The following is a 23,281-nucleotide window of genomic DNA, read 5'->3' as shown; positions in this document are numbered from 1 at the left end:
CGGCCTTTTTAATCCCTGCCATCTAGATAAAACGATGCCCCGCACCTTTGAACCGACAGAACCGAAAGCCACCAAAGACACCTACACAGCCGAACGTTTTATCTGACTGACCAAGCTGAACAACTTGCGTATTTTAGAGCAAGGTAGCGAGCGGCCATTGACCGATACCGAACGTGCCATACTTATAAATCAGCCGTATAAAAAGAAACTGACTTACGCACAAGCCCGTAAGCTACTGGGTTTAGAAGATACCGCCTTTTTCAAAGGCTTGAGTTACGACAAAATGAGAAAGGGAGCTACAACTATATTCACCCCATTGAATGAAACAATAAAATTGTAGCGTTGTAAAATAAAATAGAGACTTCCTAAATGAAAAAAGCACTACCTAAACAGGTAGTGCTTTCATATCAATTTGCTTATTCAGCAGAATCAGCTGCTTTATCAACCAATTCAACCAATGCCAAAGGAGCATTGTCGCCTTTACGGAAACCGTATTTCAGTACACGAACATAGCCGCCGTTACGAGCAGCAAAGCGTGGACCCAATTCGTCAAACAATTTAACTACAACATCACGATCGCGAGTGCGGTCAAAAGCCAAACGACGGTTTGCCAAAGAAGGTTTTTTACCCAAGGTAATCAAGGGCTCAACTACGCGGCGCAATTCTTTTGCTTTAGGCAAAGTTGTCACGATGGTTTCGTGAGTCAACAAGGAATTCGCCATATTGCGCAGCATCGCAGCACGGTGGCTGCTAGTACGGTTTAATTTGCGGTTGCCATTACGATGACGCATGTCATTATCCTTTAATCTTCAAACTTACGGCTTTTCTAAGCCTACAGGCGGCCAAGCTTCTAATTTGGAACCTAATGTCAAACCTTTAGAGGCCAACACTTCTTTGATCTCATTCAAAGATTTACGACCCAAATTAGGGGTCTTGAGAAGCTCGGTTTCAGTACGTTGAATCAAATCGCCAATATAGTAAATATCTTCAGCTTTCAGACAATTAGCTGAACGTACGGTTAATTCCAAATCATCTACAGGACGCAACAAGATAGGATCGATAGGAGGTGCTTTTTCTTCAACCTCTTCAACCGGAGTACCTTGCAGATCTGCAAAAATAGACATTTGGTCAATTAAGATACGTGCGGCACTACGTACAGCCTCTTCCGGATCAATAGAACCATTGGTTTCAATATCTAAAACCAATTTATCCAAATCCGTACGTTGCTCTACGCGTGCAGGTTCAACTTCAAAGCTAACACGACTGATGGGCGAAAAGCTCGCATCCAACTGAATCGCACCAATCTGTTTGTTCTCATCACGCAATACGCGACGACCTGAAACAGATTGATAACCACGACCTTGCTCTACTTTAATTTCCATGTCGATTTGGCCATTGTCAGCCAAGTGGCAAATAACATGTTCAGGATTGATGATTTCCACATCGTGTGGCAAATCAATATCACCGGCTACAACTGCACCGGCACCTGTTTTCTTCAAAGTCAACTGAACTTGGTTACGACCGTGGAGCTTGAATACGATACCTTTAATGTTCAAGAGAACGTCAACAACATCCTCTTGAACACCATCAATAGTAGAGTATTCGTGCAATACGCCGGAAATAACTACTTCAGTTGGGGCAAAGCCATTCATGGATGACAGTAAGATACGACGCAAAGCATTACCTAAAGTATGACCAAAACCACGTTCAAATGGCTGCATAGACACCTTGGCCCGAGTGGAAGACAAAGTATCTACATCGATTTGACGAGGTTTCAAAAATTCGGTTGTGCTATTTTGCATTTAACTGTCCCTCATTGAGCTAGCATTATTTAGAGTAGAACTCTACCACCAGCTGTTCATTAATATCGCCAGACAATTCTGAGCGATCCGGCATATTTTTGAATACGCCTTCCAATTTGTCGGCATCAACAGATACCCAGCTTGGCAAGCCAATTTGAGTAGCCAGGCTCAATGCTTCTTGGATACGTACTTGTTTCTTAGCTTTTTCACGAACAGCTACAACATCACCTGCTTTAACTTGGAAAGAAGGGATATTAACAACTTGACCGTTTACGACGATAGCTTTGTGAGAAACCAATTGACGTGCTTCGGCGCGAGTAGAGCCGAAACCCATACGGTAAACGACATTGTCCAAACGGGACTCCAGCAATTGCAGCAGCAATTCACCGGTAGAGCCTTTACGACGAGCTGCTTCCGCGAAGTAACGACGGAATTGACGCTCTAATACGCCATAAATACGACGGATTTTTTGTTTTTCACGCAATTGCAAACCGTAGTCTGACAAACGTGGTTTTTTCGCACCGTGTTGACCAGGTGCAGAATCCATTTTACATTTGGAATCCAAAGAGCGACGTGCACTCTTCAAAAACAGATCCGTACCTTCGCGACGTGCTAATTTACATTTAGGGCCAATATAACGTGCCATGTTTTAAATCACTCCAATATTAAATACGACGTTTTTTAGGCGGACGGCAACCGTTATGAGGCAACGGGGTAACGTCAGTAATGCTGGTAATCTTGAAACCAAGAGCGTTTAAAGCACGTACAGAAGATTCGCGACCAGGGCCAGGGCCTTTAATGCGAACTTCTAAATTTTTAACGCCATACTCTTGGGCAACTTTACCAGCTGCTTCTGCTGCAACTTGTGCTGCAAATGGTGTACTTTTACGAGAACCTTTAAAACCAGCGCCGCCAGAGGTAGCCCAAGACAATGCATTGCCTTGACGGTCAGTGATTGTAATGATGGTATTGTTGAAAGATGCATGAACGTGCACAATACCTTCGCTTACGGTTTTACGTACTTTTTTACGTACACGCGAAGCTGTGTTTGCTTTAGCCATTAATCAAATTCCTTAAAATTTATTTCTTACCGGCAATCGCTTTGCGCGGACCTTTACGGGTACGAGCATTTGTGCGAGTGCGTTGACCACGACAAGGCAAGCCACGACGATGACGGAAGCCGCGATAGCAACCCATATCCATCAGTCGTTTAATGCTCATCGTTACTTCACGACGCAAATCGCCTTCAACTTCATATTTAGCAACTTGCTCACGCAAAGCGTCTAATTGAGCCTCGTCCAAATCTTTTGCTTTAGTAGTAGGAGCAATATTTGCTGCCTCACAAATCAATTTAGCACGAGTCGCACCAATACCATAAATAGCCTGAAGGCCAATTACGATATGGGCATTATTAGGGATATTTACCCCTGCAATACGAGCCATATTTTTTCCTTTTTAGGGCAAAGTATGTCACTATACCACAAAATCAATAGTTAAGAAAACTAGCTTCTTAACCTTGACGTTGTTTGTGACGTGGGTCAGTACAAATTACGCGAACTACACGATTACGACGAATAATCTTGCAATTGCGACAAATTTTCTTTACAGAAGGTTGTACACGCATTTTATTTCCTTTTATCGTTTATCTTGCTCGGAAAACAATCCGAGCACGGGTTAAATCATAAGGAGTTAATTCAACTGTTACCTTATCACCTGGAGAAATACGGATATAGTGCATTCGCATTTTTCCAGAGATATGACCAAGTACTACATGATCATTTTCCAGTTTTACTTTAAACGTTGCATTGGGCAAAGTCTCAAGGATTTCACCCTGCATCTGTATGGTATCTTCTTTAGCCATAAGCCTACTTACGTGATAAAGATTTCATATCTGGACGACTCATCAAATCTTCATACTGACTGCTCATTACGTAGGAATTGATTTGCGTCCTAAAATCCATTGTAACGACAACCAAGATAAGCAAAGATGTTCCGCCTAAATAGAAAGGTACATTCAATGCTGTCGTTAAAAATTCAGGTATCAGACAGATTGTAGTGATATACAAAGCACCAAATAATGTTAGTCTCAGTACAACTTTTTCCAAATATCTAGAAGTTTGCTCACCTGGGCGGATCCCAGGTACAAATGCACCACTTTTCTTCAAATTCTCAGCCATTTCTTTAGGGCTAAATACTAAAGCAGTATAGAAATAGCAGAAGAAGATAATAGTTGTTGCAAATAATCCAATATACAAAGGCTGTCCGTGTTGCAGCATTGCAGCAACCTTATGAAGAACAGAATTCGTACTATTTGAACCAAACCAACCTAAAAGTGTAGATGGAAATAAAATAATACTGGAAGCAAAAATAGGAGGAATAACACCTGCCATATTTAGCTTGAACGGCATATGAATGCTTTGTCCCGGCATCATTCCAGAGCCAAACTGTCTTTTAGCATAATGCACAGGAACTTTACGCTGAGCACTCTCAAAATAAACTACAGCATAGATCAACAGCAAAATACCAATCACAATTGATACCGCCATCAACATACTCATAGAGCCTTGTTCAGTCAAAGTTAATAACCGAACAATACCGGATGGGATACCCGATACAATGCCTGCTGTAATAATTAAAGAAATACCATTACCAATACCACGCTCGGTAATTTGCTCCCCTAACCACATCAGAAACATAGTACCTGTAACCAAACAGACCACTGTAGAAATATGAAACTCAAGCGAACTCGTTACAACAACACCTTGTTGATAAACAAATGTTGCAACACCAAAGCTTTGCAATACAGCCAATAATACCGTCCCATACCTAGTATATTTCGTAATTATTTTCCTACCAGCCTCACCTTCCTTCTTTAAAGCTTTTAAAGAAGGAACAATTTCAGAAGCAAGCTGAACAATAATCGACGATGAAATATAAGGCATGATACCAATTGCAAATATACTAAAGCGCTCCAACGAACCACCCGAGAACATATTTAACATTCCGAATATGCCGTTTGCAGCGCCTTCGTATAACTTAGCTAATGCAACAGCATCTACGCCCGGTACCGGTATATGAGCACCAATACGGAAAACGACTAAAGCACCTAAAAGGAACACCAGACGTTTTTTCAGATCACCAAATTTGGATAATCCTGATAAAGATTGTTGATTAGCCACTGTAGTGCAAGCCTTATTCTTCTACTTTACCACCGGCAGCTTCAATAGCAGCTTTAGCACCTTTAGTAGCTTTTACACCTTTCAAGGTAACTGCTTTTGAGATTTCACCAGAAGCAATAACTTTTACATTAGAAGCAGTTGCAGGAATCAGACCAGCTTGTTTAAGAACCAAGACATCAATCTCGTTCACAGCAATCAGATTCAATTCACTCAAACGAACTTCAGCATTAGCGGCTGCAGTCAAAGATTTGAAACCACGTTTCGGCAGACGACGTTGCAAAGGCATTTGACCGCCTTCAAAACCTACCTTGTGGAAGCCACCAGAACGACTTTTTTGACCTTTATGACCACGACCACCTGTCTTACCCAAGCCGCTACCAATACCACGGCCTACACGACGACTAGCGTGAGTAGCACCCTCAGCAGGTTGAATAGTATTCAAAAACATATTAAGACTCCACTTTCAACAAGTAGCTGATTTTATTGATCATGCCACGGTTTTCAGGGGTATCCAAAACCTCTACAGTATGTTCACGACGGCGCAAACCTAAACCGCGAGCACATGCACGATGAGATTCAATTGTACCGATCAGGCTCTTAACCAATGTAACTTTAATCTTTTTTTGCTCAGTCATGGTTAGCTCCCAAAATATCTTCTACTGTCAAGCCACGTTTAGCAGCAATATCAGCAGGGGTATACAATTTAGACAAACCGTCTAATGTAGCGCGTACAATATTGTAAGGATTAGTAGAACCATGTACTTTAGCTGAAATGTTATGAATACCCATAGCATCAAATACTAAACGCATTGGACCACCAGCTTTCACACCGCTACCTTCTTTAGCAGGTTGCATAAATACCTTAGTAGCACCATGACGACCAATAACTTCATGATGAATAGTACCGTTTTTCAAAGGTACTTTAATCATAGAGCGTCGAGCTTGATCCATTGCTTTTTGAACAGCAACTGGTACTTCTTTTGATTTACCTTTGCCCATACCGATGCGACCATCACCATCACCAACAACAGTTAGTGCAGAGAAAGCCATGATACGGCCACCTTTAACTACTTTAGTCACGCGATTAACTGCGACCATCTTTTCAATCAGGCCGTCACCGCGTTCTTCAATTTCATGTTTTGCCATCTGAAAGTCTCCAAATATTAGAAGCTTAAACCATTTTCACGTGCAGCTTCAGCTAAAGCTTTCACACGACCGTGATATTGGAAACCTGAACGGTCAAAAGCAACTTTTTCAACACCCACTGCTTTAGCTTTTTCAGCAATACGCTTACCAACTACAGCTGCTGCTTCAACGTTGCTACCTGATTTCAGGCTACTACGTACTTCAGCTTCCAATGTAGAGGCTTGAGCCAATACTTTATCACCTTCAGCACTAATTACTTGAGCATAAATATGATTATTGCTGCGGAACACACATAATCTTACCATTTTCAAGTCCGCAATACGCGCACGGGTTTTGCGTGCACGACGGAGTCGGGTTGTATGTTTATCCATTAGTGAACCTCAATTATTTTTTCTTGGCTTCTTTCATCACTACTACTTCACCCACATAACGAACACCTTTACCTTTATAAGGCTCAGGAGAACGGAATGCACGAATTTCAGCAGCGACTTGGCCAACCACTTGTTTATCTGCACCAGTCAAAACGATTTCTGTTTGGCTAGGAGTTTGAACAGAAACACCTTCAGGCATTTCGTATACGATTGGATGAGAGAAACCCAAAGACAAGTTCAAAACTTTGCCCTGAGCTTGGGCACGATAACCCACACCAATCAATTGAAGTTTTTTCTCAAAACCTTCAGAAACACCCTTAACCATGTTATTAACCAATGCACGAGCAGTACCAGACATAGCATTAGCCTGTTTACTGTCATTTTTTGCAGCAAAAGTCAATTTACCATCGTTCAGTTCAATAGCAACATCGGAATGCAAAGGAAAAGACAATTCGCCGTTTTTACCTTTGATAACCAATGCATCTGTTCCGAATTTTACTTCTACACCAGCAGGAACAGTCACTGGGTTTTTTGCGACGCGTGACATTTACTTTTCTCCACTAGGCTACGATGCACAACAACTCACCACCAACACCCTCAGAACGGGCTTTGCGATCAGTCATTACACCTTTAGAAGTACTAACAATAGCGACACCCAGGCCATTCATTACGCTAGGGATCTCACTTGATGCTTTGTAAATACGCAAACCTGGACGTGAAACACGTTTAATTTGCTCAATCACAGGACGACCTGCATAGTATTTCAATTGAATTTCCAATACCGGTTTTGCATCAGCAGAAACCGCAAAATCCTCGATATAACCTTCTTCTTTCAGAACTTTTGCAATTGCACATTTCAGTTTAGAAGAAGGCATCGCAACTGCTGCTTTATTAGCACGTTGCGCATTGCGAATACGAGTCAACATATCGGAAATAGGATCATGCATACTCATTATTTATACTCCTATTACCAGCTAGCTTTAACAACACCAGGGATCTCGCCACGCATAGCGATTTCACGGATTTTAATACGGCCCAAACCAAATTTACGGAAAGTGCCACGAGGACGACCTGTTAAAGCACAACGACGACGTTGACGTACAGGTGCTGCATTACGAGGAATGGATTGAAATTTCAAACGTGCCTCAAAACGTTCTTCTTCAGTCGCATTAGCATCATTAATAACAGCGAAAATTGCCTCACGTTTAGCTGCAAACTTTTTCGCCAATGCTTGACGTTTCAGCTCACGATTAATAAGTGCTTTCTTAGCCATGATTATCCTTTAAACGGAAACTTGAACAGTGACAACAAAGCTTTCGCTTCTTCATCAGTTTTTGCAGTAGTTGTAATAGTAATATTCAAACCACGCAAAGCATCGATTTTATCGTATTCAATTTCCGGGAAAATAATTTGCTCACGAACGCCCATATTGTAATTGCCACGACCATCAAATGATTTACCGCTTACACCACGGAAGTCACGTACGCGAGGCAATGCAATAGTAATCAAACGATCTAAAAATTCAAACATTTGATCACGACGCAATGTTACTTTGCAACCAACTGGATAGTTATCACGGATTTTAAAACCTGCGATAGATTTACGAGCAACAGTAACAACTGGTTTTTGACCAGCAATTTTCTCTAAATCAGAAACAGCGTGTTCCATAACTTTTTTATCAGCAACAGCTTCACCTACACCCATATTCAAGGTGATTTTTTCAATACGTGGAACTTCCATTACTGATTTGTAACCAAATTGTTTAACCAATTCAGGAACAACTGTATCTTTATAAAACTCTCTCAAACGAGCCATGTTATCTCCTTATGCTCCAATGATAGAGCCATTTGATTTGAAGAAACGAACGCGTTTAACTTTGCCTTCATTTTCAATCAGCTTAATACCAACACGGTCTGCTTTATTAGTTTCCGGATTCAGGATTGCAACATTAGAAATATCCAAAGGCATTTCTTTAGTAATAATACCACCCTCAATACCGCGCATTGGGTTAGGTTTTTGATGGCGTTTTACAACATTAACACCCTCAACAACAACTTTATCACCCAACACTCGAACTACTTGACCTTGCTTACCTTTATCTTTACCGGTAATCACTACAACCTGATCGCCTTTAATGATTTTATTCATCGCGCTATTCCTTATAATACTTCAGGCGCCAATGAAACGATTTTCATAAATCGCTCAGTACGCAATTCACGGGTTACCGGACCAAAAATACGAGTACCCAAAGGTTCAAGTTTATTATTCAATAACACAGCAGCATTGTTATCGAATTTAATTAACGCACCATCAGGACGACGCACACCCTTAGCAGTACGAACAACTACCGCATTGTATACATCACCTTTTTTGACACGACCACGTGGGGCTGCATCTTTAACTGCAACTTTAATAATGTCGCCAACAGAAGCGTAGCGACGCTTAGATCCGCCCAATACTTTGATGCACATTACGCGACGCGCACCAGAGTTATCAGCCACATCTAAGATGGTCTGCATTTGAATCATATTAGTACCTTTAAATTAACCAACTTAATTTACCACTTTCATATAACTCGCACCTTACTTTAAGCTGCTTATTAAATGAAACCATCACGGTTCTAGTAAACCAGTCTTGGATCCCGAAGGGAGAGAAACTTCCATAAGAAGCTGGAAGATAAGAAACGAAGTTTACACGCAAATTAACTTTGCTGCAAGACTTCGTTTCTTATTAAGCTACATTACTGTGTTTTAAATCAAACAGTACGCGCTTTCTCAACCAATTCTTTCACAACCCAAGACTTGGTTTTTGACAAAGGACGAGATTCCTCGATTACCACTACATCACCAATGCCATATTGATTGTTTTCATCATGAGCATGGATTTTAGTTGATAAACGAATAATTTTACCGTACAGAGGGTGTTTAACTTTACGCTCAACCAATACTGTAACAGTTTTGTCCATTTTGTCGCTTACCACTTTGCCTTGCAAAGTACGAACATTTTTAGCTTCGCTCATTACTTAGCACCTTTTTCAGTTAAAATGGTTTTAATACGAGCAATATCGCGACGTACACGTTTCAACTCGCTAGATTTACCCAACTGACCGGTTGCATTTTGCATGCGTAAGCCAAACTGAGCTTTCAACAAGTCCAACAAATCAGAGTTTAATTGCTCAATAGATTTGTCTTTCAATTCATTTGCTTTCATTATTGACCCACCTGTCTTACTACAAAGGTTGTAGGAATAGGCAATTTGGCAGCGGCCAATTCAAATGCTTCACGAGCCAAAGACTCAGGAACACCGTCCATTTCGTACAATACTTTGCCTGGTTTAACTTCAGCAATGTAATATTCCACATTACCTTTACCGCCACCCATACGAACTTGAATAGGTTTCTCAGTAATTGGTTTATCAGGGAATACACGAATCCAAATACGACCGCCACGTTTAATATGACGAGTCATAGTACGACGAGCAGCTTCGATTTGGCGGGCAGTCAAACGACCACGGCCTACGGCTTTCAAACCGAACTCACCGAAACTTACTTTGTTACCGCGAGTAGCAATACCGGTGTTGCGACCTTTTTGTTGCTTGCGATATTTCAGTCTAGTTGGCTGCAGCATTACGTCCACCTGCCTTTCTTTGTTTCTTCTCATGCTCAGGTTTAGAAGATTTAATATTACCTTCTGTATAAACCCAAACTTTCAGACCCAGTACACCATAAGTAGTGTGTGCTTCGCTAGTTGCATAATCCACGTTCGCACGCAAAGTATGCAAAGGTACACGACCTTCACGGTACCATTCGCTACGAGCAATATCAGCACCATTCAGACGGCCTGAAGTCATGATCTTGATGCCTTTAGCACCAGAACGCATTGCATTTTGCATTGCACGTTTCATAGCGCGACGGAATTGAACACGTTTTTCAAGCTGCTGGGCAATACCATCAGCAATGATTTGCGCATCCAATTCAGGACGGCGAATCTCTTCAATATTTACATGAACAGGCACACCCATCAGAGCTTGCAAGTCACGTTTCAAGATTTCGATATCTTCGCCTTTTTTACCAATAACCACACCTGGACGAGCAGAGTGAATGGTAATACGTGCAGATTTAGCAGGACGCTCGATCACTACGCGACCAACTGAAGCATTAGCCAGTTTTTTACGCAAGTAGTTACGAACATCAATATCTTGTTTCAAAACAGTAGAAAAGTCGGTGCTTTTAGCAAACCATTTTGAAGCCCAGTCTTTAGTTACCGCCAGGCGAAAGCCTGTAGGGTTAATCTTTTGTCCCATAGCTTTTCCTTAGTTGCCCACTGTCACGTTAATATGACAAGTTTGTTTCTCGATGCGGTTACCGCGACCTTTGGCACGAGCTTGGAAACGTTTCAAGCTTGGGCCTTTGTCAACAAAGATAGTTACCACTTTCAGTTCGTCAATGTCAGCACCATTGTTGTGCTCGGCATTGGCGATTGCTGATTCCAACACTTTTTTAATCAGCTCAGCACCTTTTTTAGGGCTGAATGCCAAGATATTCAAAGCTTGGGCAACGTCTTTACCACGAATCAAATCAGCTACCAAACGAGCTTTTTGAGCTGAAATACGGGCGTTTTTATGTTGTGCACTTACTCTCATGATTCACCTTATTTCTTTTTAGCCTTTTTATCAGCCAAGTGGCCTTTAAAGGTACGGGTCAATGAGAACTCACCTAATTTATGACCAACCATGTTGTCGCTGATGAACACAGGCACGTGAGAGCGACCGTTGTGAACAGCGATAGTTAGACCGATGAAATCAGGCAAAATGGTAGAACGACGTGACCAAGTTTTAATTGGGCGTTTGTCGTTGCTTGCACGAGCAGCATCTACTTTTTTCAGCAAATGCAGGTCTACATATGGGCCTTTTTTTAATGAACGAGCCATACTAATTAACCTTTATTTGAGTAACGACGACGAACAATCATGTTATCCGTGCGTTTATTATTACGAGTGCGGTAGCCCTTAGCAGGAGTACCCCATGGGCTAACCGGTTCGCGAGCCTCACCAGTACGGCCTTCACCACCACCATGTGGGTGATCAACAGGGTTCATTACAACACCACGAACGGTCGGACGAATACCACGCCAGCGGTTAGCACCAGCTTTACCGATTTTTTTCAGGCTTTGTTCTTCGTTACCAACTTCACCGATAGTTGCACGGCAATTCACGCTAATTTTGCGCACTTCACCAGAACGCAAACGAACTTGTGCGTAAGCGCCTTCTTTTGCAAGCAATACCGCAGAAGCACCAGCAGAACGTGCAATTTGCGCACCTTTACCAGGTTTCATTTCGATACAGTGAATAGTTGTACCAACAGGAATATTGCGGATCGGCAGAGTGTTACCTACTTTGATAGCAGCTTCAGCACCGGAAACCAATACTGTACCGGCTTGAATACCACGAGGAGCAATGATGTAGCGACGCTCACCATCTGCATAGCACAACAATGCGATAAATGCAGTACGGTTAGGGTCATATTCGATACGCTCTACTTTTGCAGGGATACCGTCTTTGTTACGTTTAAAATCTACTACGCGGTAATGATGTTTATGACCACCGCCTTTATGACGGGTAGTGATATGACCATTGTTGTTACGACCGGCAGTAGAATTTTTCTTTTCCAGCAGAGGTGCATAAGGTGCACCTTTGTGCAAACCTTCTGTTACCACGCGAACCATGCCGCGACGGCCTGCAGAGGTCGGCTTCATTTTAACGATTGCCATTTTGTTTATTCCTTATCTGCAGCTGCAGCAGCGGCTTCCAAATCCAACTCTTGACCGGCAGCCAAGCTTATATAAGCCTTTTTAACATCGCTGCGACGACCTAAAGTGCGACCAAAACGTTTAACTTTACCTTTAATGGTAACAGTAGTAACGTCTGCAACTTGAACGCCGAACAGCAGCTCAACAGCCGCTTTAATTTCAGGTTTGGTTGCATTTGCCAAAACTTTAAACGTCATTTGGTTACGTTTTTCAGCCAATACGTTGCTTTTTTCAGAAACGATAGGTGCCAAGATTACTTGAGTCAAACGTTGTTGATTCATACCCATTGCTCCTCTAATTGTGCAACTGCATCTTTAGTGATAACGACTTTTTTGTAACGCAGCAAGCTGTAAGGATCAACTTGTTGAGCTTCCAAAACCAATACGTTAGGCAAGTTGCGTGAAGCCAAGTAAACATTCTCGTCGAGCTGTTTAGTTACAAACAGCACTTGCTCCAAACCCAAGTTTTTCACTTGTTCGGCAAAAACTTTGGTTTTAGGAGTTTCAGCAGTCAATGCTTCGATTGCAAACAAACGTTCGTCACGAGCCAATTGGGACAAAATAGTCGCCATACCGGCACGGTACATTTTACGGTTCACTTTTTGAGTAAAGTTTTCGTCAGGTTTGTTTGGGAATGCACGACCACCTTTACGCCACAGCGGAGAAGAAGTCATACCGGAGCGAGCACGACCGGTACCTTTTTGGCGCCATGGTTTTTTAGTAGAGTGGTTTACTTCGGCACGAGTTTTTTGAGCACGATTACCAGAACGGGCATTTGCCAAGTAAGCAGTAACCAGTTGGTGAACCAGAGCTTCATTGTATTCACGAGCAAACAAAGCATCAGAAACAGCCAAGCTGCCAGATACTTGTCCTTTAGCGTCAATTACTTTCAATTCCATTACGCACCTACTTTCACGCTAGGACGAACCACGACGTCACTGTTAACCGAACCCGGAACAGCACCTTTAACCAACAAGAGTTGGCGTTCAGCATCAACACGCACAACTTCCAATTTTTGAACAGTTGCTTTAGTGTTGCCGTATTGACCTGCCATACGCTTACCAGGGAACACGCGACCAGGGTCTTGTGCCATACCGATAGAACCAGGAACACGGTGGGAACGGGAGTTACCGTGGGAAGTACGTTGAGCACCGAAGTTATGACGTTTGATCGTACCAGAGAAACCTTTACCTTTAGAGGTACCGGTTACATCTACCAATTGACCAACTTCAAACATAGAAACGGTAATTTCATCACCGGCTTTCAATTCAGCCAGTTTTTCTTCAGTCAAAGCAAACTCAACCAAACCGCGACCAGCTTCAACACCTGCTTTAGCAAAGTGACCGGCTTCAGTTTTGTTGACACGATTAGCTTTTTTCTGACCAAAGGTAACTTGTACAGCAGTGTAGCCGTCAGTATCTTTGGATTTCACTTGTGTAACGCGGTTGGCAGACATATCCAAAACAGTTACCGGAACAGAAACACCCTGTTCGTCGAACACGCGAGTCATACCAACTTTGCGTCCAACCAGACCTAAAGTCATGATTATTTTCCTTTTAAGTAAAGGGGCGGGCTACGATTGGCCTGCCTTTCAGACAAAGTTAAACTTGATACGGATGTACCAAGTCCGCCATTATAATTGACAAATCAAAGAAATATCAACAAAAATTTCAATTTAACTTCTTAAAACCGTCATTTTTTTCGGATGAAGTGTTGCCAAATATCTGAAAATTTTCAGACGGCCTAAGAATTCTATAAAAAACCGAACAGCTAAGCTGTTCGGTTTTTCAGTTCTTATTGAACTTTAATTTCTACATCCACACCCGCTGGAAGATCCAGTTTCATCAGTGCATCAGTAGTTTTGTCAGTCCAGTCCACGATGTCCATCAGACGCAAGTGGGTACGGATTTCCAATTGTTCACGAGAAGTTTTGTTCACGTGAGGAGAACGCAAGATGTTGAAACGTTCGATTTTAGTTGGCAAAGGAATCGGACCTTTAACAACAGCGCCAGTACGTTTGGCAGTTTCAACGATTTCTTGCGCAGAACGGTCAATCAGACTGTAATCATAAGCTTTCAGGCGGATACGGATTTTTTGGTTTGCCATTTATCAATATCCCTCAATTAAGCGATTACAGAAGAAACCACACCCGCACCTACGGTACGACCACCTTCGCGAATCGCAAAGCGCAGACCTTCTTCCATAGCGATAGGCGCAATCAGTTCTACAGTAATGGTTACGTTCTCACCTGGCATTACCATTTCTACGCCTTCTTCCAAAGTAACTGCACCAGTTACGTCAGTAGTACGGAAGTAGAATTGTGGACGGTAGTTAGCAAAGAATGGAGTGTGACGACCACCCTCTTCTTTGCTCAGTACGTATACTTCTGCTTTGAACTTGGTGTGAGGAGTGATCGTACCTGGTTTAGCCAATACTTGACCACGCTCTACGTCTTCACGTTTAGTACCACGCAGCAATACACCTACGTTGTCACCAGCTTGACCTTCGTCCAGCAGTTTGCGGAACATTTCAACACCGGTACAAGTGGTTTTTTGAGTTTCTTTCAGACCTACGATTTCGATCTCGTCACCAACGTGGATGATACCGCGCTCTACACGACCAGTTACTACTGTACCACGGCCAGAGATAGAGAATACGTCTTCGATAGGCAACAAGAAAGGTTTGTCCACAGCACGCTCAGGTGTTGGGATGTAGCTGTCCAAAGCAGCAGCCAATTCGAAGATTTTTTCTTCGTAACCAGCGTCACCTTCCAAAGCTTTCAGTGCAGAACCTTGTACGATTGGGCAGTCATCGCCTGGGAAGTCGTAGCTTGACAACAAGTCACGGATTTCCATTTCAACCAGTTCCAACAACTCGGCATCGTCAACCATGTCGCATTTATTCATGAATACGATGATGTAAGGCACACCTACTTGGCGAGCCAACAGGATGTGTTCGCGAGTTTGTGGCATAGGACCGTCAGCTGCGGAACATACCAAGATCGCACCGTCCATTTGGGCAGCACCGGTAATCATGTTTTTAACGTAGTCGGCGTGGCCCGGGCAGTCTACGTGTGCGTAGTGACGGGTTTCAGTTTCGTATTCTACGTGTGAGGTATTAATGGTAATACCACGAGCTTTTTCTTCAGGAGCGTTGTCGATTTGGTCGTAAGCTTTTGCAGCGCCACCGAATTTTTTAGCCAAAATAGTAGTCAAAGCAGCAGTCAGAGTGGTTTTACCATGGTCAACGTGACCGATGGTGCCAACGTTTACGTGCGGTTTGCTACGTTCAAATTTTTCCTTAGCCATGAGCTAATTCCTTTACATTAAAGATCGATTAAAGAACAGAGGCCGTCTGAAAAATCATTTCAGCCTTTCAGACGACCTATTTGCCTGATTAGCCTTTACGGGCTTCAGTTACAGCAGCAGCTATGTGTGCAGGAGCTTCAGAATATTTCTTGAACTCCATAGAGTAAGTAGCGCGACCTTGGGTTGCAGAACGCAGGTCGGTAGAATAACCGAACATTTCTGCCAGAGGCACTTCGGCACGGACTTTTTTACCGCCGATACCGTCATCATCCATACCCAATACGACGCCGCGGCGACGGTTCAAGTCGCCCATTACGTCACCCATGTATTCTTCAGGGGTTTCCACTTCAACTGCCATGATTGGTTCCAACAGAGCTGGATTGGCTTTACGCATACCTTCTTTGAAGGCTTGGGAAGCAGCCAATTCGAAGGCCAGTTGAGAGGAGTCGACGTCGTGTGAAGAACCGAAAATCAAACGTACGCGTACGTCAACTACTGGGTAGCCCGCAACGATACCATTAGGCAGGGTATCGCGGATACCTTTATCAACAGACGGAATGAATTCGCGAGGAATCACACCACCTTTAATTTCGTCGATAAATTCGTAACCTGCACCACCCGGTTCCATAGGTTCCATTTTGATCACAACGTGACCGTATTGACCTTTACCACCAGATTGTTTGGCATGTTTGTATTCAGCTTCAACTTCTTTGCGGATGGTTTCACGGTAAGCCACTTGAGGCGCACCAATGTTTGCTTCCACGCCGAATTCGCGTTTCATACGGTCAACAATAATTTCCAAGTGCAACTCACCCATACCGGAAATAATGGTTTGACCGGATTCTTCGTCTGTACGAACGCGGAAAGAAGGGTCTTCTTTCGCCAGACGGTTCAGGGCGATACCCATTTTCTCTTGGTCGGCTTTGGTTTTCGGCTCAACAGCAATATGGATTACCGGCTCAGGGAATTCCATGCGTTCCAAGATGATAGGTGCGCTTTCTGCACACAAGGTCTCACCAGTAGTAACGTCTTTCAGACCGATAGCGGCTGCGATGTCGCCAGCGCGTACTTCTTCAATTTCAGTACGGTCTGCAGCAGTCATTTGCACCAAGCGACCGATACGTTCGCGAGTACCTTTTACAGAGTTCAATACGGTATCACCGGATTTCACCACACCAGAGTAAACGCGGATAAATGTCAATTGACCAACGTATTTATCATTCAACATTTTGAACGCCAATGCAGAGAATTTCTCTTCATCGCTGGCTTCACGGCTGTCGGCTTCTTCAGTGTTAGGGTTAACACCTTGAACTGGAGGAATGTCGGTAGGAGCAGGCAGCAATTCTACAACTGCATCCAACATACGTTGAACACCTTTGTTTTTAAATGCTGAACCGCACAACATTGGTTGAATTTCACCAGCCAAAGTACGTTGACGCAATGCGCCTACGATTTCTTCCTCAGTCAGCTCATCACCGCCCAAGTATTTATCCATCAATTCTTCGCTGGCTTCTGCTGCGGCTTCAATCATGTTTTGACGCCATTCTTCGGCAGTCTCAACCAATTCAGCAGGAATATCGCCATAGGTAAAGGTTGTACCTTTATCGGCTTCATTCCAAATAATGGATTTCATTTTCAACAAGTCAACAACACCGCTGAAGCTATCTTCCGCACCAACCGGAATCACGATAGGTACAGGGTTCGCGCGCAAACGGGTTTTCATTTGCTCAACAACGCGGAAGAAGTTGGCACCTTGACGGTCCATTTTGTTTACAAATGCCAAGCGAGGTACTTGGTATTTGTTAGCTTGACGCCATACGGTTTCAGATTGAGGTTGAACACCGCCTACTGCACAGTAAACCATTACCGCGCCGTCCAATACACGCATAGAACGCTCTACCTCTACAGTAAAGTCAACGTGTCCCGGGGTGTCGATGATGTTGAAACGGTGCTCAGGGAACTGTTTCGCCATACCGGACCAATAAGAAGTCACAGCAGCAGAAGTAATGGTAATACCACGCTCTTGCTCTTGTTCCATGTAGTCGGTAGTAGCCGCACCGTCATGCACTTCACCCAATTTATGAGTCAAACCTGTATAGAACAAAATACGTTCTGTTGTGGTTGTTTTACCCGCGTCAATATGGGCAGAAATACCGATATTGCGATACAGGCTGATAGGGGTCTTACGAGCCATTTTGTTAGCCTTTCGATATTAGAAACGGAAGTGAGAGAATGCTTTGTTAGCTTCAGCCATGCGGTGTACTTCTTCACGTTTTTTCAACGCACCGCCACGACCTTCAGCCGCATCAATCAATTCGCCTGCCAAACGCAGGTCCATAGATTTCTCACCACGTTTACGGGCCGCATCGCGAACCCAGCGCATTGCCAAGGCCAGACGACGTGAAGGACGAACTTCAACAGGAACTTGGTAGTTTGCACCACCTACACGGCGGCTTTTCACTTCCACGATAGGCTTGGCGTTTGCAATGGCTTCGTTAAATACTTCGATTGCTACTTTGCCGGTTTTTTTCTCAATTTGTTCCAGCGCACCGTAAACGATACGTTCTGCAACAGATTTTTTACCGTCAATCATCAATACGTTCATGAATTTAGTCAGCTCAACGCTGCCAAATTTAGGATCTGGCAGTACGTCGCGCTTAGGGACTTCTCTACGTCTTGGCATTTTAATTTCCTTTAATCTATTCAGTTGGGTCAATTCCCATGAATACCCAATTGAGTATTCACTTACTCGGCCGTTGTTCAGCTTAGGCGGCCGACGTGCCTATTTGAGTCCCGATAATTATTTAGGACGCTTAGCACCGTATTTAGAACGGGCTTGTTTACGGTCTTTAACACCTGCAGTATCCAAAGAACCGCGTACAGTGTGGTAACGCACACCTGGCAAGTCTTTTACACGACCGCCGCGAATCAATACGACGCTGTGCTCTTGCAGGTTGTGGCCTTCACCGCCGATGTATGAAATGACTTCAAAACCGTTGGTCAGGCGAACTTTACATACTTTACGCAATGCAGAGTTAGGTTTTTTAGGGGTAGTTGTGTATACACGGGTGCATACGCCGCGTTTTTGCGGGCAAGCTTCCAGTGCAGGCACTTTGTTTACGTACACGGGCTTTTGACGGCCTTTGCGTACCAATTGGTTAATAGTTGGCATATTTTCTCGTCCTGTTGAGTTAAATACTTGCCGACACCATGTCGACAAGATTGGAATTATATTTTTATTGCAAGGGTTTAGTCAAGCAAATGACTGATGAAGTTTAGTGTTTTTCTATTTATCTTTAAAATTTTGGAAGCAATGGCCGTCTGAAAGATTCAGACGACCTCACTCTCTACTCTATCCTAAGCCCTCTATAAAATAAAACCGCAAGACTGGCTTGCGGTTTTATTTTCACGAAAATCCTTCCGGATCATTCGTCTGAAGCTTCGATTTCAGAAGTCTCTTGATCGGCTTGCTGCCATTGTTGGTGACGGCTGCGGTGGTAGGTCAAACCTGTACCGGCAGGAATCAATCGACCGACAATTACGTTCTCTTTTAAACCGCGCAGCTCGTCTTGTTTGCCCATGATAGCGGCCTCGGTCAAGACACGGGTTGTTTCTTGGAACGATGCTGCAGAAATGAAGCTGTCGGTAGACAAGGAAGCTTTGGTAATACCCAACAACACATTTTCATAACGTGCCGGCTCTTTGCCTTCAGCGATGGCTTTCTCATTGGCAAGCATCACATCGCTACGCTCAACTTGTTCGCCAGTAATAAACTCTGTATCACCAGCATCCACAATGTTCACACGGCGCAGCATTTGGCGGATGATGACTTCGATGTGTTTATCGGAAATCTTCACACCTTGCAAGCGGTAAACCTCTTGCACCTCTTGAACAATGTAGCGAGCCAATGCTTCGATACCTTGCAGACGCAGAATGTCGTGTGGATCTACGGCACCGTCTACGATGGTTTCACCACGGTTTACCACTTGACCATCGTGTACCAAAATCTGTTTCTCTTTAGAAATCAGGGTTTCGTATGCTACACCGTCTACGTCGGTAATAATCAGACGCTGTTTACCTTTGGTTTCTTTACCGAAGGAAACGGTACCGGTAATTTCAGCCAACATACCTGCATCTTTCGGCACGCGTGCTTCAAACAATTCGGCTACGCGTGGCAGACCACCGGTAATATCGCGGGTTTTAGAAGACGCTTGAGGAATACGCGCCAACACATCACCCTTACCGACTTCCTGACCTTCACGGATGGTAATCACCGCACCGACCGGGAATGCCATAGAAACTGGGGTAGTCGTACCAGGAATGCAAATTTCCAGACCATTTTCATCCAACAGTTTGACAGTCGGACGCAACAGTTTAGAAGCACTAGAAGAACGACGTTTGCCGTCAATCACTACCAAAGTAGACAAACCGGTTACATCGTCAGTTTGTTTCGCAACGGTAACACCCTCTTCCACGTTTTCGAATTTCACCATACCTGCGTGTTCGGTGATCATCGGACGGGTATGCGGATCCCAAGTTGCCAAGGTTTGACCGGCTTTAATAGCTTCGCCGTCTTGTACCAGCAGGATTGCACCGTAAGGTACTTTGTGACGTTCACGTTCGCGACCGATATCGTCGTGAATCACTACTTCACAAGAACGGCCGATGACAACCAACTCGCCTTTGTTGTTGGCAACGTAACGCATTTGGCTGCTGAAACGTGCTGTACCGTTGGATTTGGCTTCTACTTGGCTGGCTGCTGCCGCACGAGATGCCGCACCACCGATGTGGAACGTACGCATGGTCAGCTGAGTACCTGGTTCACCAATGGATTGTGCAGCAATCACACCAACTGCCTCACCGGCGTTAACGAGTTTACCGCGTGCCAAGTCGCGACCATAACAGTGTGCACACAGGCCATGACGGGTTTTACAAGTAATTGGCGTACGGACTTTAACCTCGTCAACCCCAGATTGGTCAATGATATCGACTAATTTCTCAGTCAGCAGTGTACCTGCCTCAACCAATGTTTCTCCTGTTGAAGGATCAACAACATCTGATGCTGTAACACGGCCTAAAATACGATCGCGCAACGCTTCAATTACGTCACCGCCTTGTACTACTGCTTTCATGACAAAGCCGTCTGAAGTACCGCAATCATCTTCAACAACGACCAAGTCTTGAGTTACGTCTACCAGACGACGGGTCAGGTAACCAGAGTTTGCCGTTTTCAACGCGGTATCCGCCAAACCTTTACGCGCACCGTGGGTCGCAATAAAGTATTGCAATACGGTCAAACCTTCGCGGAAGTTAGAGGTAATCGGCGTTTCGATAATAGAGCCGTCAGGTTTGGCCATCAAACCACGCATACCGGACAACTGTTTAATCTGAGCCGCAGAACCACGGGCACCAGAGTCGGCCATCATGTAAATAGAGTTAAAGGACTCTTGATCAACTTCGTTGCCGTCACGGTCGATGACTTTTTGTTTGGACAGGTTGTCCATCATCGCTTTAGCGATCTTATCGCCGGCACGACCCCAAATATCGACTACTTTGTTGTAACGTTCGCCGTTGGTTACCAAACCTTGACGGTATTGGTCTTCGATTTCTTTAACTTCGGCATTAGCCTCGGCCAGCAAGGCTGCTTTTTCTTTCGGAATTTCCATATCGTCAACCGCAATGGAAATACCGCCTTTAGCCGCAAAACCGAAACCGGTATACATCAAGTGGTCGGCGAAAATAACTGTATCACGCAAGCCGCACAGACGGAATGATGCGTTAATCAGTTTAGAAATTTCTTTTTTCTTCAGCGCTTTGTTGATGTACTCGAACGGCAGACCTTTAGGCAAGATTTCGCTCAACAATGCACGACCGACAGTCGTTTCGTAACGGTTAACGACAGGCTCAAACTCACCTGCTTCGTTTTTCACCCATTCGCGCAGACGTACGGTAATTTTCGTACCCAGTTCAACCTGTTTGGTATGGTATGCACGATGCACTTCTTTCACATCGGCAAACAGGCTGCCTTCGCCTTTAGCATTGATACGGTCGCGGGTCATGTAGTACAGACCCAATACGATATCTTGAGAAGGTACGATGATTGGTTCGCCGTTGGCTGGAGACAATACGTTGTTTGAAGCCAGCATCAGCGTGCGTGCTTCCATTTGTGCTTCCAAGCTCAATGGAACGTGTACCGCCATTTGGTCACCGTCAAAGTCGGCGTTAAATGCGGCACACACCAATGGGTGCAACTGAATCGCTTTACCTTCGATCAGGATAGGTTCGAACGCTTGAATACCCAAACGGTGCAGGGTTGGCGCACGGTTCAGCATAATCGGATGTTCGCGGATTACTTCTTCCAAGATATCCCATACTTCAGGTACTTCTTGCTCTACCAATTTTTTCGCAGCTTTAACGGTAGAAGCCAAACCTTGTTTTTCCAATTTGTGGAAAATAAATGGTTTGAACAGTTCCAACGCCATTTTTTTCGGCAGACCACATTGGTGCAGACGCAGGTATGGGCCTACGGTAATCACGGAACGACCGGAGTAGTCCACACGTTTACCCAGCAGGTTTTGACGGAAGCGGCCGCCTTTACCTTTAATCATGTCAGCCAATGATTTCAGCGGACGTTTATTGGCACCGGTCATGGCTTTACCGCGACGGCCGTTATCCAACAGAGAGTCAACTGCTTCTTGCAACATACGTTTTTCATTACGAACGATGATGTCAGGCGCATGCAGTTCCAACAGACGTTTCAGACGGTTGTTACGGTTGATAACGCGGCGGTACAAATCGTTCAAATCGGAAGTGGCAAAACGACCACCATCCAATGGAACCAACGGACGCAAATCAGGTGGCAATACCGGCAGCACGTCCATAATCATCCATTCCAGCTTCATACCGGAACGGTGGAAGGCTTCCAATACTTTCAAGCGTTTGGCAATTTTTTTGATTTTAGTGTCAGAACCGGTAGATTCTAGCTCTTGACGCAGGATTTCGATTTCGCTGACAATATCCAGGGTGCGCAGCAATTCGCGGATACCTTCCGCACCCATTTTGGCATCAAAGTCATCGCCGTATTCGTCCAGCTTGTTGTAGTAATCGTCTTCAGTCAGCAATTGACGGCGTTGCAACGGAGTCATGCCGGGATCGGTCACCACGAATGCTTCAAAGTACAATACACGTTCGATATCACGCAACGTCATGTCCAATACCATACCCAGGCGGGAAGGCAGGGATTTTAAGAACCAAATATGTGCAACAGGTGCAGCCAATTCGATATGGCCCATACGTTCGCGGCGCACTTTGGACAGGGTAACTTCTACGCCACATTTTTCACAGGTTACGCCTTTAAATTTCAAGCGTTTGTACTTACCGCACAAACATTCATAGTCTTTAACCGGGCCAAAGATTTTGGCGCAGAACAAACCGTCGCGCTCAGGTTTGAACGTACGGTAGTTAATGGTTTCAGGTTTTTTAACTTCGCCATAAGACCATGAGCGGATGGTTTCGGGAGAGGCAATACCGATTTTGATGGCATCAAACTCTTCTTCCATGCCGGTGGTTTGCAACGGATTAAATAAGTTCAACAAATTCATTTTTGCTCCTTGAAGGAAGTATTTTTACCGCGTGGCGGATTTTCGATATTGGGAACGGTACTTTTGATT

34 protein-coding genes and 1 pseudogene are annotated in these 23,281 nt (G+C 44.2%); 1 reads left to right on the top strand and 34 read right to left on the bottom strand.

Going from position 1 to position 23,281, the window contains the following annotated elements; translation table 11 throughout:
- Positions 1-43: 43 nt before the first annotated feature.
- Positions 44-307 (top strand): annotated as a pseudogene (locus CYJ98_RS09850) (type II CRISPR RNA-guided endonuclease Cas9); the annotation flags it as partial.
- A 109-nt stretch (positions 308-416) separates the two neighbouring features.
- Here CYJ98_RS09850 and rplQ read toward each other — a convergent pair.
- The 34 genes from rplQ to rpoC all read right to left on the bottom strand — a co-directional run bounded on the left by rplQ (position 417) and on the right by rpoC (position 23,212).
- Positions 417-791 (bottom strand): 50S ribosomal protein L17, encoded by a 375-nt coding sequence (rplQ, locus tag CYJ98_RS09845; RefSeq protein WP_003684792.1) that lies wholly within the window; start codon positions 789-791, stop codon positions 417-419.
- Positions 792-815: 24 nt separating this feature from the next.
- Positions 816-1,802 (bottom strand): DNA-directed RNA polymerase subunit alpha, encoded by a 987-nt coding sequence (locus tag CYJ98_RS09840; RefSeq protein WP_003684706.1) that lies wholly within the window; start codon positions 1,800-1,802, stop codon positions 816-818.
- A 25-nt stretch (positions 1,803-1,827) separates the two neighbouring features.
- The gene (gene rpsD / locus CYJ98_RS09835; RefSeq protein WP_039863983.1) at positions 1,828-2,448 is read right to left on the bottom strand and encodes a 30S ribosomal protein S4; all 621 of its coding nucleotides are present in this window, start codon (positions 2,446-2,448) and stop codon (positions 1,828-1,830) included.
- 19 nt (positions 2,449-2,467) lie between these two features.
- Positions 2,468-2,863, bottom strand: coding sequence for a 30S ribosomal protein S11 (gene rpsK, locus CYJ98_RS09830; protein WP_002216249.1), 396 nt, complete (start codon positions 2,861-2,863; stop codon positions 2,468-2,470).
- 19 nt (positions 2,864-2,882) lie between these two features.
- Positions 2,883-3,245 carry a 30S ribosomal protein S13 gene (rpsM, locus tag CYJ98_RS09825; protein WP_003749295.1) on the bottom strand — a complete coding sequence of 121 codons (363 nt, stop codon included), beginning with the start codon at positions 3,243-3,245 and terminating at the stop codon, positions 2,883-2,885.
- A gap of 67 nt (positions 3,246-3,312) precedes the next feature.
- Entirely contained in the window at positions 3,313-3,426 is a 114-nt protein-coding gene (gene rpmJ, locus CYJ98_RS09820) for a 50S ribosomal protein L36 (RefSeq protein WP_003697674.1), read from the bottom strand.
- 18 nt (positions 3,427-3,444) lie between these two features.
- Entirely contained in the window at positions 3,445-3,663 is a 219-nt protein-coding gene (gene infA / locus CYJ98_RS09815) for a translation initiation factor IF-1 (RefSeq protein WP_003684714.1), read from the bottom strand.
- A 4-nt stretch (positions 3,664-3,667) separates the two neighbouring features.
- Entirely contained in the window at positions 3,668-4,981 is a 1,314-nt protein-coding gene (secY, locus tag CYJ98_RS09810; RefSeq protein ID WP_101756298.1) for a preprotein translocase subunit SecY, read from the bottom strand.
- Positions 4,982-4,994: 13 nt separating this feature from the next.
- A complete protein-coding gene (gene rplO, locus CYJ98_RS09805) occupies positions 4,995-5,429 on the bottom strand; it encodes a 50S ribosomal protein L15 (protein WP_004520192.1) in 435 nt (144 codons plus the stop codon).
- A gap of 1 nt (position 5,430) precedes the next feature.
- Positions 5,431-5,616 carry a 50S ribosomal protein L30 gene (rpmD, locus tag CYJ98_RS09800; RefSeq protein WP_003684808.1) on the bottom strand — a complete coding sequence of 62 codons (186 nt, stop codon included), beginning with the start codon at positions 5,614-5,616 and terminating at the stop codon, positions 5,431-5,433.
- Positions 5,609-6,127, bottom strand: a complete 519-nt coding sequence (gene rpsE / locus CYJ98_RS09795) for a 30S ribosomal protein S5 (RefSeq protein ID WP_003684704.1) — start codon at positions 6,125-6,127, stop codon at positions 5,609-5,611. The genes rpmD and rpsE overlap by 8 nt, the downstream gene beginning before the upstream one ends.
- 17 nt (positions 6,128-6,144) lie before the next feature.
- Positions 6,145-6,498: a 50S ribosomal protein L18 gene (gene rplR, locus CYJ98_RS09790; protein ID WP_003749287.1), complete on the bottom strand. Its 354-nt coding sequence runs from the start codon at positions 6,496-6,498 to the stop codon at positions 6,145-6,147.
- A gap of 13 nt (positions 6,499-6,511) precedes the next feature.
- A complete protein-coding gene (rplF, locus tag CYJ98_RS09785; RefSeq protein WP_004464590.1) occupies positions 6,512-7,045 on the bottom strand; it encodes a 50S ribosomal protein L6 in 534 nt (177 codons plus the stop codon).
- Between the two features lie 13 nt (positions 7,046-7,058).
- Positions 7,059-7,451, bottom strand: coding sequence for a 30S ribosomal protein S8 (rpsH, locus tag CYJ98_RS09780; protein WP_003684738.1), 393 nt, complete (start codon positions 7,449-7,451; stop codon positions 7,059-7,061).
- Positions 7,452-7,465: 14 nt separating this feature from the next.
- Entirely contained in the window at positions 7,466-7,771 is a 306-nt protein-coding gene (gene rpsN / locus CYJ98_RS09775) for a 30S ribosomal protein S14 (RefSeq protein WP_003684736.1), read from the bottom strand.
- A 2-nt stretch (positions 7,772-7,773) separates the two neighbouring features.
- A complete protein-coding gene (gene rplE, locus CYJ98_RS09770) occupies positions 7,774-8,313 on the bottom strand; it encodes a 50S ribosomal protein L5 (protein WP_003684750.1) in 540 nt (179 codons plus the stop codon).
- A 9-nt stretch (positions 8,314-8,322) separates the two neighbouring features.
- Positions 8,323-8,646 (bottom strand): 50S ribosomal protein L24, encoded by a 324-nt coding sequence (gene rplX / locus CYJ98_RS09765; RefSeq protein ID WP_036493506.1) that lies wholly within the window; start codon positions 8,644-8,646, stop codon positions 8,323-8,325.
- Between the two features lie 11 nt (positions 8,647-8,657).
- Positions 8,658-9,026, bottom strand: coding sequence for a 50S ribosomal protein L14 (gene rplN, locus CYJ98_RS09760; RefSeq protein ID WP_002215434.1), 369 nt, complete (start codon positions 9,024-9,026; stop codon positions 8,658-8,660).
- Between the two features lie 227 nt (positions 9,027-9,253).
- On the bottom strand, positions 9,254-9,517 hold the full coding sequence (gene rpsQ / locus CYJ98_RS09755) for a 30S ribosomal protein S17 (RefSeq protein ID WP_003684766.1): 264 nt from the start codon (positions 9,515-9,517) through the stop codon (positions 9,254-9,256).
- Positions 9,517-9,708 carry a 50S ribosomal protein L29 gene (gene rpmC / locus CYJ98_RS09750; RefSeq protein WP_003684705.1) on the bottom strand — a complete coding sequence of 64 codons (192 nt, stop codon included), beginning with the start codon at positions 9,706-9,708 and terminating at the stop codon, positions 9,517-9,519. Before rpmC ends, rpsQ begins: the two co-directional genes overlap by 1 nt.
- On the bottom strand, positions 9,708-10,124 hold the full coding sequence (rplP, locus tag CYJ98_RS09745; protein WP_003684741.1) for a 50S ribosomal protein L16: 417 nt from the start codon (positions 10,122-10,124) through the stop codon (positions 9,708-9,710). Before rplP ends, rpmC begins: the two co-directional genes overlap by 1 nt.
- Complete coding sequence (gene rpsC / locus CYJ98_RS09740) at positions 10,108-10,800, bottom strand: 30S ribosomal protein S3 (RefSeq protein WP_003684753.1); 693 nt, start codon at positions 10,798-10,800, stop codon at positions 10,108-10,110. Before rpsC ends, rplP begins: the two co-directional genes overlap by 17 nt.
- A gap of 9 nt (positions 10,801-10,809) precedes the next feature.
- Positions 10,810-11,139: a 50S ribosomal protein L22 gene (rplV, locus tag CYJ98_RS09735; protein WP_003749277.1), complete on the bottom strand. Its 330-nt coding sequence runs from the start codon at positions 11,137-11,139 to the stop codon at positions 10,810-10,812.
- A gap of 8 nt (positions 11,140-11,147) precedes the next feature.
- Positions 11,148-11,426: a 30S ribosomal protein S19 gene (gene rpsS / locus CYJ98_RS09730; RefSeq protein ID WP_101756297.1), complete on the bottom strand. Its 279-nt coding sequence runs from the start codon at positions 11,424-11,426 to the stop codon at positions 11,148-11,150.
- A gap of 5 nt (positions 11,427-11,431) precedes the next feature.
- Positions 11,432-12,265 (bottom strand): 50S ribosomal protein L2, encoded by an 834-nt coding sequence (gene rplB, locus CYJ98_RS09725; protein ID WP_101756296.1) that lies wholly within the window; start codon positions 12,263-12,265, stop codon positions 11,432-11,434.
- 5 nt (positions 12,266-12,270) lie between these two features.
- Positions 12,271-12,585 carry a 50S ribosomal protein L23 gene (gene rplW / locus CYJ98_RS09720; RefSeq protein ID WP_180947885.1) on the bottom strand — a complete coding sequence of 105 codons (315 nt, stop codon included), beginning with the start codon at positions 12,583-12,585 and terminating at the stop codon, positions 12,271-12,273.
- Positions 12,582-13,202 (bottom strand): 50S ribosomal protein L4, encoded by a 621-nt coding sequence (rplD, locus tag CYJ98_RS09715; RefSeq protein ID WP_003684798.1) that lies wholly within the window; start codon positions 13,200-13,202, stop codon positions 12,582-12,584. Before rplD ends, rplW begins: the two co-directional genes overlap by 4 nt.
- Positions 13,202-13,846, bottom strand: coding sequence for a 50S ribosomal protein L3 (rplC, locus tag CYJ98_RS09710; protein WP_004464584.1), 645 nt, complete (start codon positions 13,844-13,846; stop codon positions 13,202-13,204). The genes rplD and rplC overlap by 1 nt, the downstream gene beginning before the upstream one ends.
- A gap of 251 nt (positions 13,847-14,097) precedes the next feature.
- On the bottom strand, positions 14,098-14,409 hold the full coding sequence (gene rpsJ, locus CYJ98_RS09705; RefSeq protein ID WP_002642322.1) for a 30S ribosomal protein S10: 312 nt from the start codon (positions 14,407-14,409) through the stop codon (positions 14,098-14,100).
- 17 nt (positions 14,410-14,426) lie between these two features.
- Positions 14,427-15,611 (bottom strand): elongation factor Tu, encoded by a 1,185-nt coding sequence (gene tuf, locus CYJ98_RS09700; RefSeq protein WP_004520187.1) that lies wholly within the window; start codon positions 15,609-15,611, stop codon positions 14,427-14,429.
- Between the two features lie 88 nt (positions 15,612-15,699).
- Positions 15,700-17,805, bottom strand: a complete 2,106-nt coding sequence (fusA, locus tag CYJ98_RS09695) for an elongation factor G (RefSeq protein WP_070825978.1) — start codon at positions 17,803-17,805, stop codon at positions 15,700-15,702.
- Positions 17,806-17,823: 18 nt separating this feature from the next.
- Entirely contained in the window at positions 17,824-18,294 is a 471-nt protein-coding gene (gene rpsG / locus CYJ98_RS09690) for a 30S ribosomal protein S7 (RefSeq protein ID WP_002240962.1), read from the bottom strand.
- 117 nt (positions 18,295-18,411) lie between these two features.
- Positions 18,412-18,783, bottom strand: coding sequence for a 30S ribosomal protein S12 (gene rpsL, locus CYJ98_RS09685; RefSeq protein ID WP_002218431.1), 372 nt, complete (start codon positions 18,781-18,783; stop codon positions 18,412-18,414).
- 253 nt (positions 18,784-19,036) lie between these two features.
- Positions 19,037-23,212: a DNA-directed RNA polymerase subunit beta' gene (gene rpoC, locus CYJ98_RS09680; RefSeq protein ID WP_101756409.1), complete on the bottom strand. Its 4,176-nt coding sequence runs from the start codon at positions 23,210-23,212 to the stop codon at positions 19,037-19,039.
- Positions 23,213-23,281 lie beyond the last annotated feature (69 nt).

It is taken from the genome of Neisseria perflava (genome assembly GCF_002863305.2).
GTDB lineage: Bacteria > Pseudomonadota > Gammaproteobacteria > Burkholderiales > Neisseriaceae > Neisseria > Neisseria perflava_A.
Note: the sequence above shows the minus strand (reverse complement) of the source record. Positions and strands in the feature narration are given on the sequence as shown.

Coding starts and splice junctions, on each gene's coding strand:
- rplQ (WP_003684792.1), bottom strand. CDS start 791: ATGCGTCATCGTAATGGCAACCGCAAATTAAACCGTACTAGCAGCCAC.
- CYJ98_RS09840 (WP_003684706.1), bottom strand. CDS start 1,802: ATGCAAAATAGCACAACCGAATTTTTGAAACCTCGTCAAATCGATGTA.
- rpsD (WP_039863983.1), bottom strand. CDS start 2,448: ATGGCACGTTATATTGGCCCTAAATGTAAATTAGCACGTCGCGAAGGT.
- rpsK (WP_002216249.1), bottom strand. CDS start 2,863: ATGGCTAAAGCAAACACAGCTTCGCGTGTACGTAAAAAAGTACGTAAA.
- rpsM (WP_003749295.1), bottom strand. CDS start 3,245: ATGGCTCGTATTGCAGGGGTAAATATCCCTAATAATGCCCATATCGTA.
- rpmJ (WP_003697674.1), bottom strand. CDS start 3,426: ATGCGTGTACAACCTTCTGTAAAGAAAATTTGTCGCAATTGCAAGATT.
- infA (WP_003684714.1), bottom strand. CDS start 3,663: ATGGCTAAAGAAGATACCATACAGATGCAGGGTGAAATCCTTGAGACT.
- rplO (WP_004520192.1), bottom strand. CDS start 5,429: ATGTTTTTGAATACTATTCAACCTGCTGAGGGTGCTACTCACGCTAGT.
- rpmD (WP_003684808.1), bottom strand. CDS start 5,616: ATGACTGAGCAAAAAAAGATTAAAGTTACATTGGTTAAGAGCCTGATC.
- rpsE (WP_003684704.1), bottom strand. CDS start 6,127: ATGGCAAAACATGAAATTGAAGAACGCGGTGACGGCCTGATTGAAAAG.
- rplR (WP_003749287.1), bottom strand. CDS start 6,498: ATGGATAAACATACAACCCGACTCCGTCGTGCACGCAAAACCCGTGCG.
- rplF (WP_004464590.1), bottom strand. CDS start 7,045: ATGTCACGCGTCGCAAAAAACCCAGTGACTGTTCCTGCTGGTGTAGAA.
- rpsH (WP_003684738.1), bottom strand. CDS start 7,451: ATGAGTATGCATGATCCTATTTCCGATATGTTGACTCGTATTCGCAAT.
- rpsN (WP_003684736.1), bottom strand. CDS start 7,771: ATGGCTAAGAAAGCACTTATTAATCGTGAGCTGAAACGTCAAGCATTG.
- rplE (WP_003684750.1), bottom strand. CDS start 8,313: ATGGCTCGTTTGAGAGAGTTTTATAAAGATACAGTTGTTCCTGAATTG.
- rplX (WP_036493506.1), bottom strand. CDS start 8,646: ATGAATAAAATCATTAAAGGCGATCAGGTTGTAGTGATTACCGGTAAA.
- rplN (WP_002215434.1), bottom strand. CDS start 9,026: ATGATTCAAATGCAGACCATCTTAGATGTGGCTGATAACTCTGGTGCG.
- rpsQ (WP_003684766.1), bottom strand. CDS start 9,517: ATGAGCGAAGCTAAAAATGTTCGTACTTTGCAAGGCAAAGTGGTAAGC.
- rpmC (WP_003684705.1), bottom strand. CDS start 9,708: ATGAAAGCAAATGAATTGAAAGACAAATCTATTGAGCAATTAAACTCT.
- rplP (WP_003684741.1), bottom strand. CDS start 10,124: ATGCTGCAGCCAACTAGACTGAAATATCGCAAGCAACAAAAAGGTCGC.
- rpsC (WP_003684753.1), bottom strand. CDS start 10,800: ATGGGACAAAAGATTAACCCTACAGGCTTTCGCCTGGCGGTAACTAAA.
- rplV (WP_003749277.1), bottom strand. CDS start 11,139: ATGAGAGTAAGTGCACAACATAAAAACGCCCGTATTTCAGCTCAAAAA.
- rpsS (WP_101756297.1), bottom strand. CDS start 11,426: ATGGCTCGTTCATTAAAAAAAGGCCCATATGTAGACCTGCATTTGCTG.
- rplB (WP_101756296.1), bottom strand. CDS start 12,265: ATGGCAATCGTTAAAATGAAGCCGACCTCTGCAGGCCGTCGCGGCATG.
- rplW (WP_180947885.1), bottom strand. CDS start 12,585: ATGAATCAACAACGTTTGACTCAAGTAATCTTGGCACCTATCGTTTCT.
- rplD (WP_003684798.1), bottom strand. CDS start 13,202: ATGGAATTGAAAGTAATTGACGCTAAAGGACAAGTATCTGGCAGCTTG.
- rplC (WP_004464584.1), bottom strand. CDS start 13,846: ATGACTTTAGGTCTGGTTGGACGCAAAGTTGGTATGACTCGCGTGTTC.
- rpsJ (WP_002642322.1), bottom strand. CDS start 14,409: ATGGCAAACCAAAAAATCCGTATCCGCCTGAAAGCTTATGATTACAGT.
- tuf (WP_004520187.1), bottom strand. CDS start 15,611: ATGGCTAAGGAAAAATTTGAACGTAGCAAACCGCACGTAAACGTTGGC.
- fusA (WP_070825978.1), bottom strand. CDS start 17,805: ATGGCTCGTAAGACCCCTATCAGCCTGTATCGCAATATCGGTATTTCT.
- rpsG (WP_002240962.1), bottom strand. CDS start 18,294: ATGCCAAGACGTAGAGAAGTCCCTAAGCGCGACGTACTGCCAGATCCT.
- rpsL (WP_002218431.1), bottom strand. CDS start 18,783: ATGCCAACTATTAACCAATTGGTACGCAAAGGCCGTCAAAAGCCCGTG.
- rpoC (WP_101756409.1), bottom strand. CDS start 23,212: ATGAATTTGTTGAACTTATTTAATCCGTTGCAAACCACCGGCATGGAA.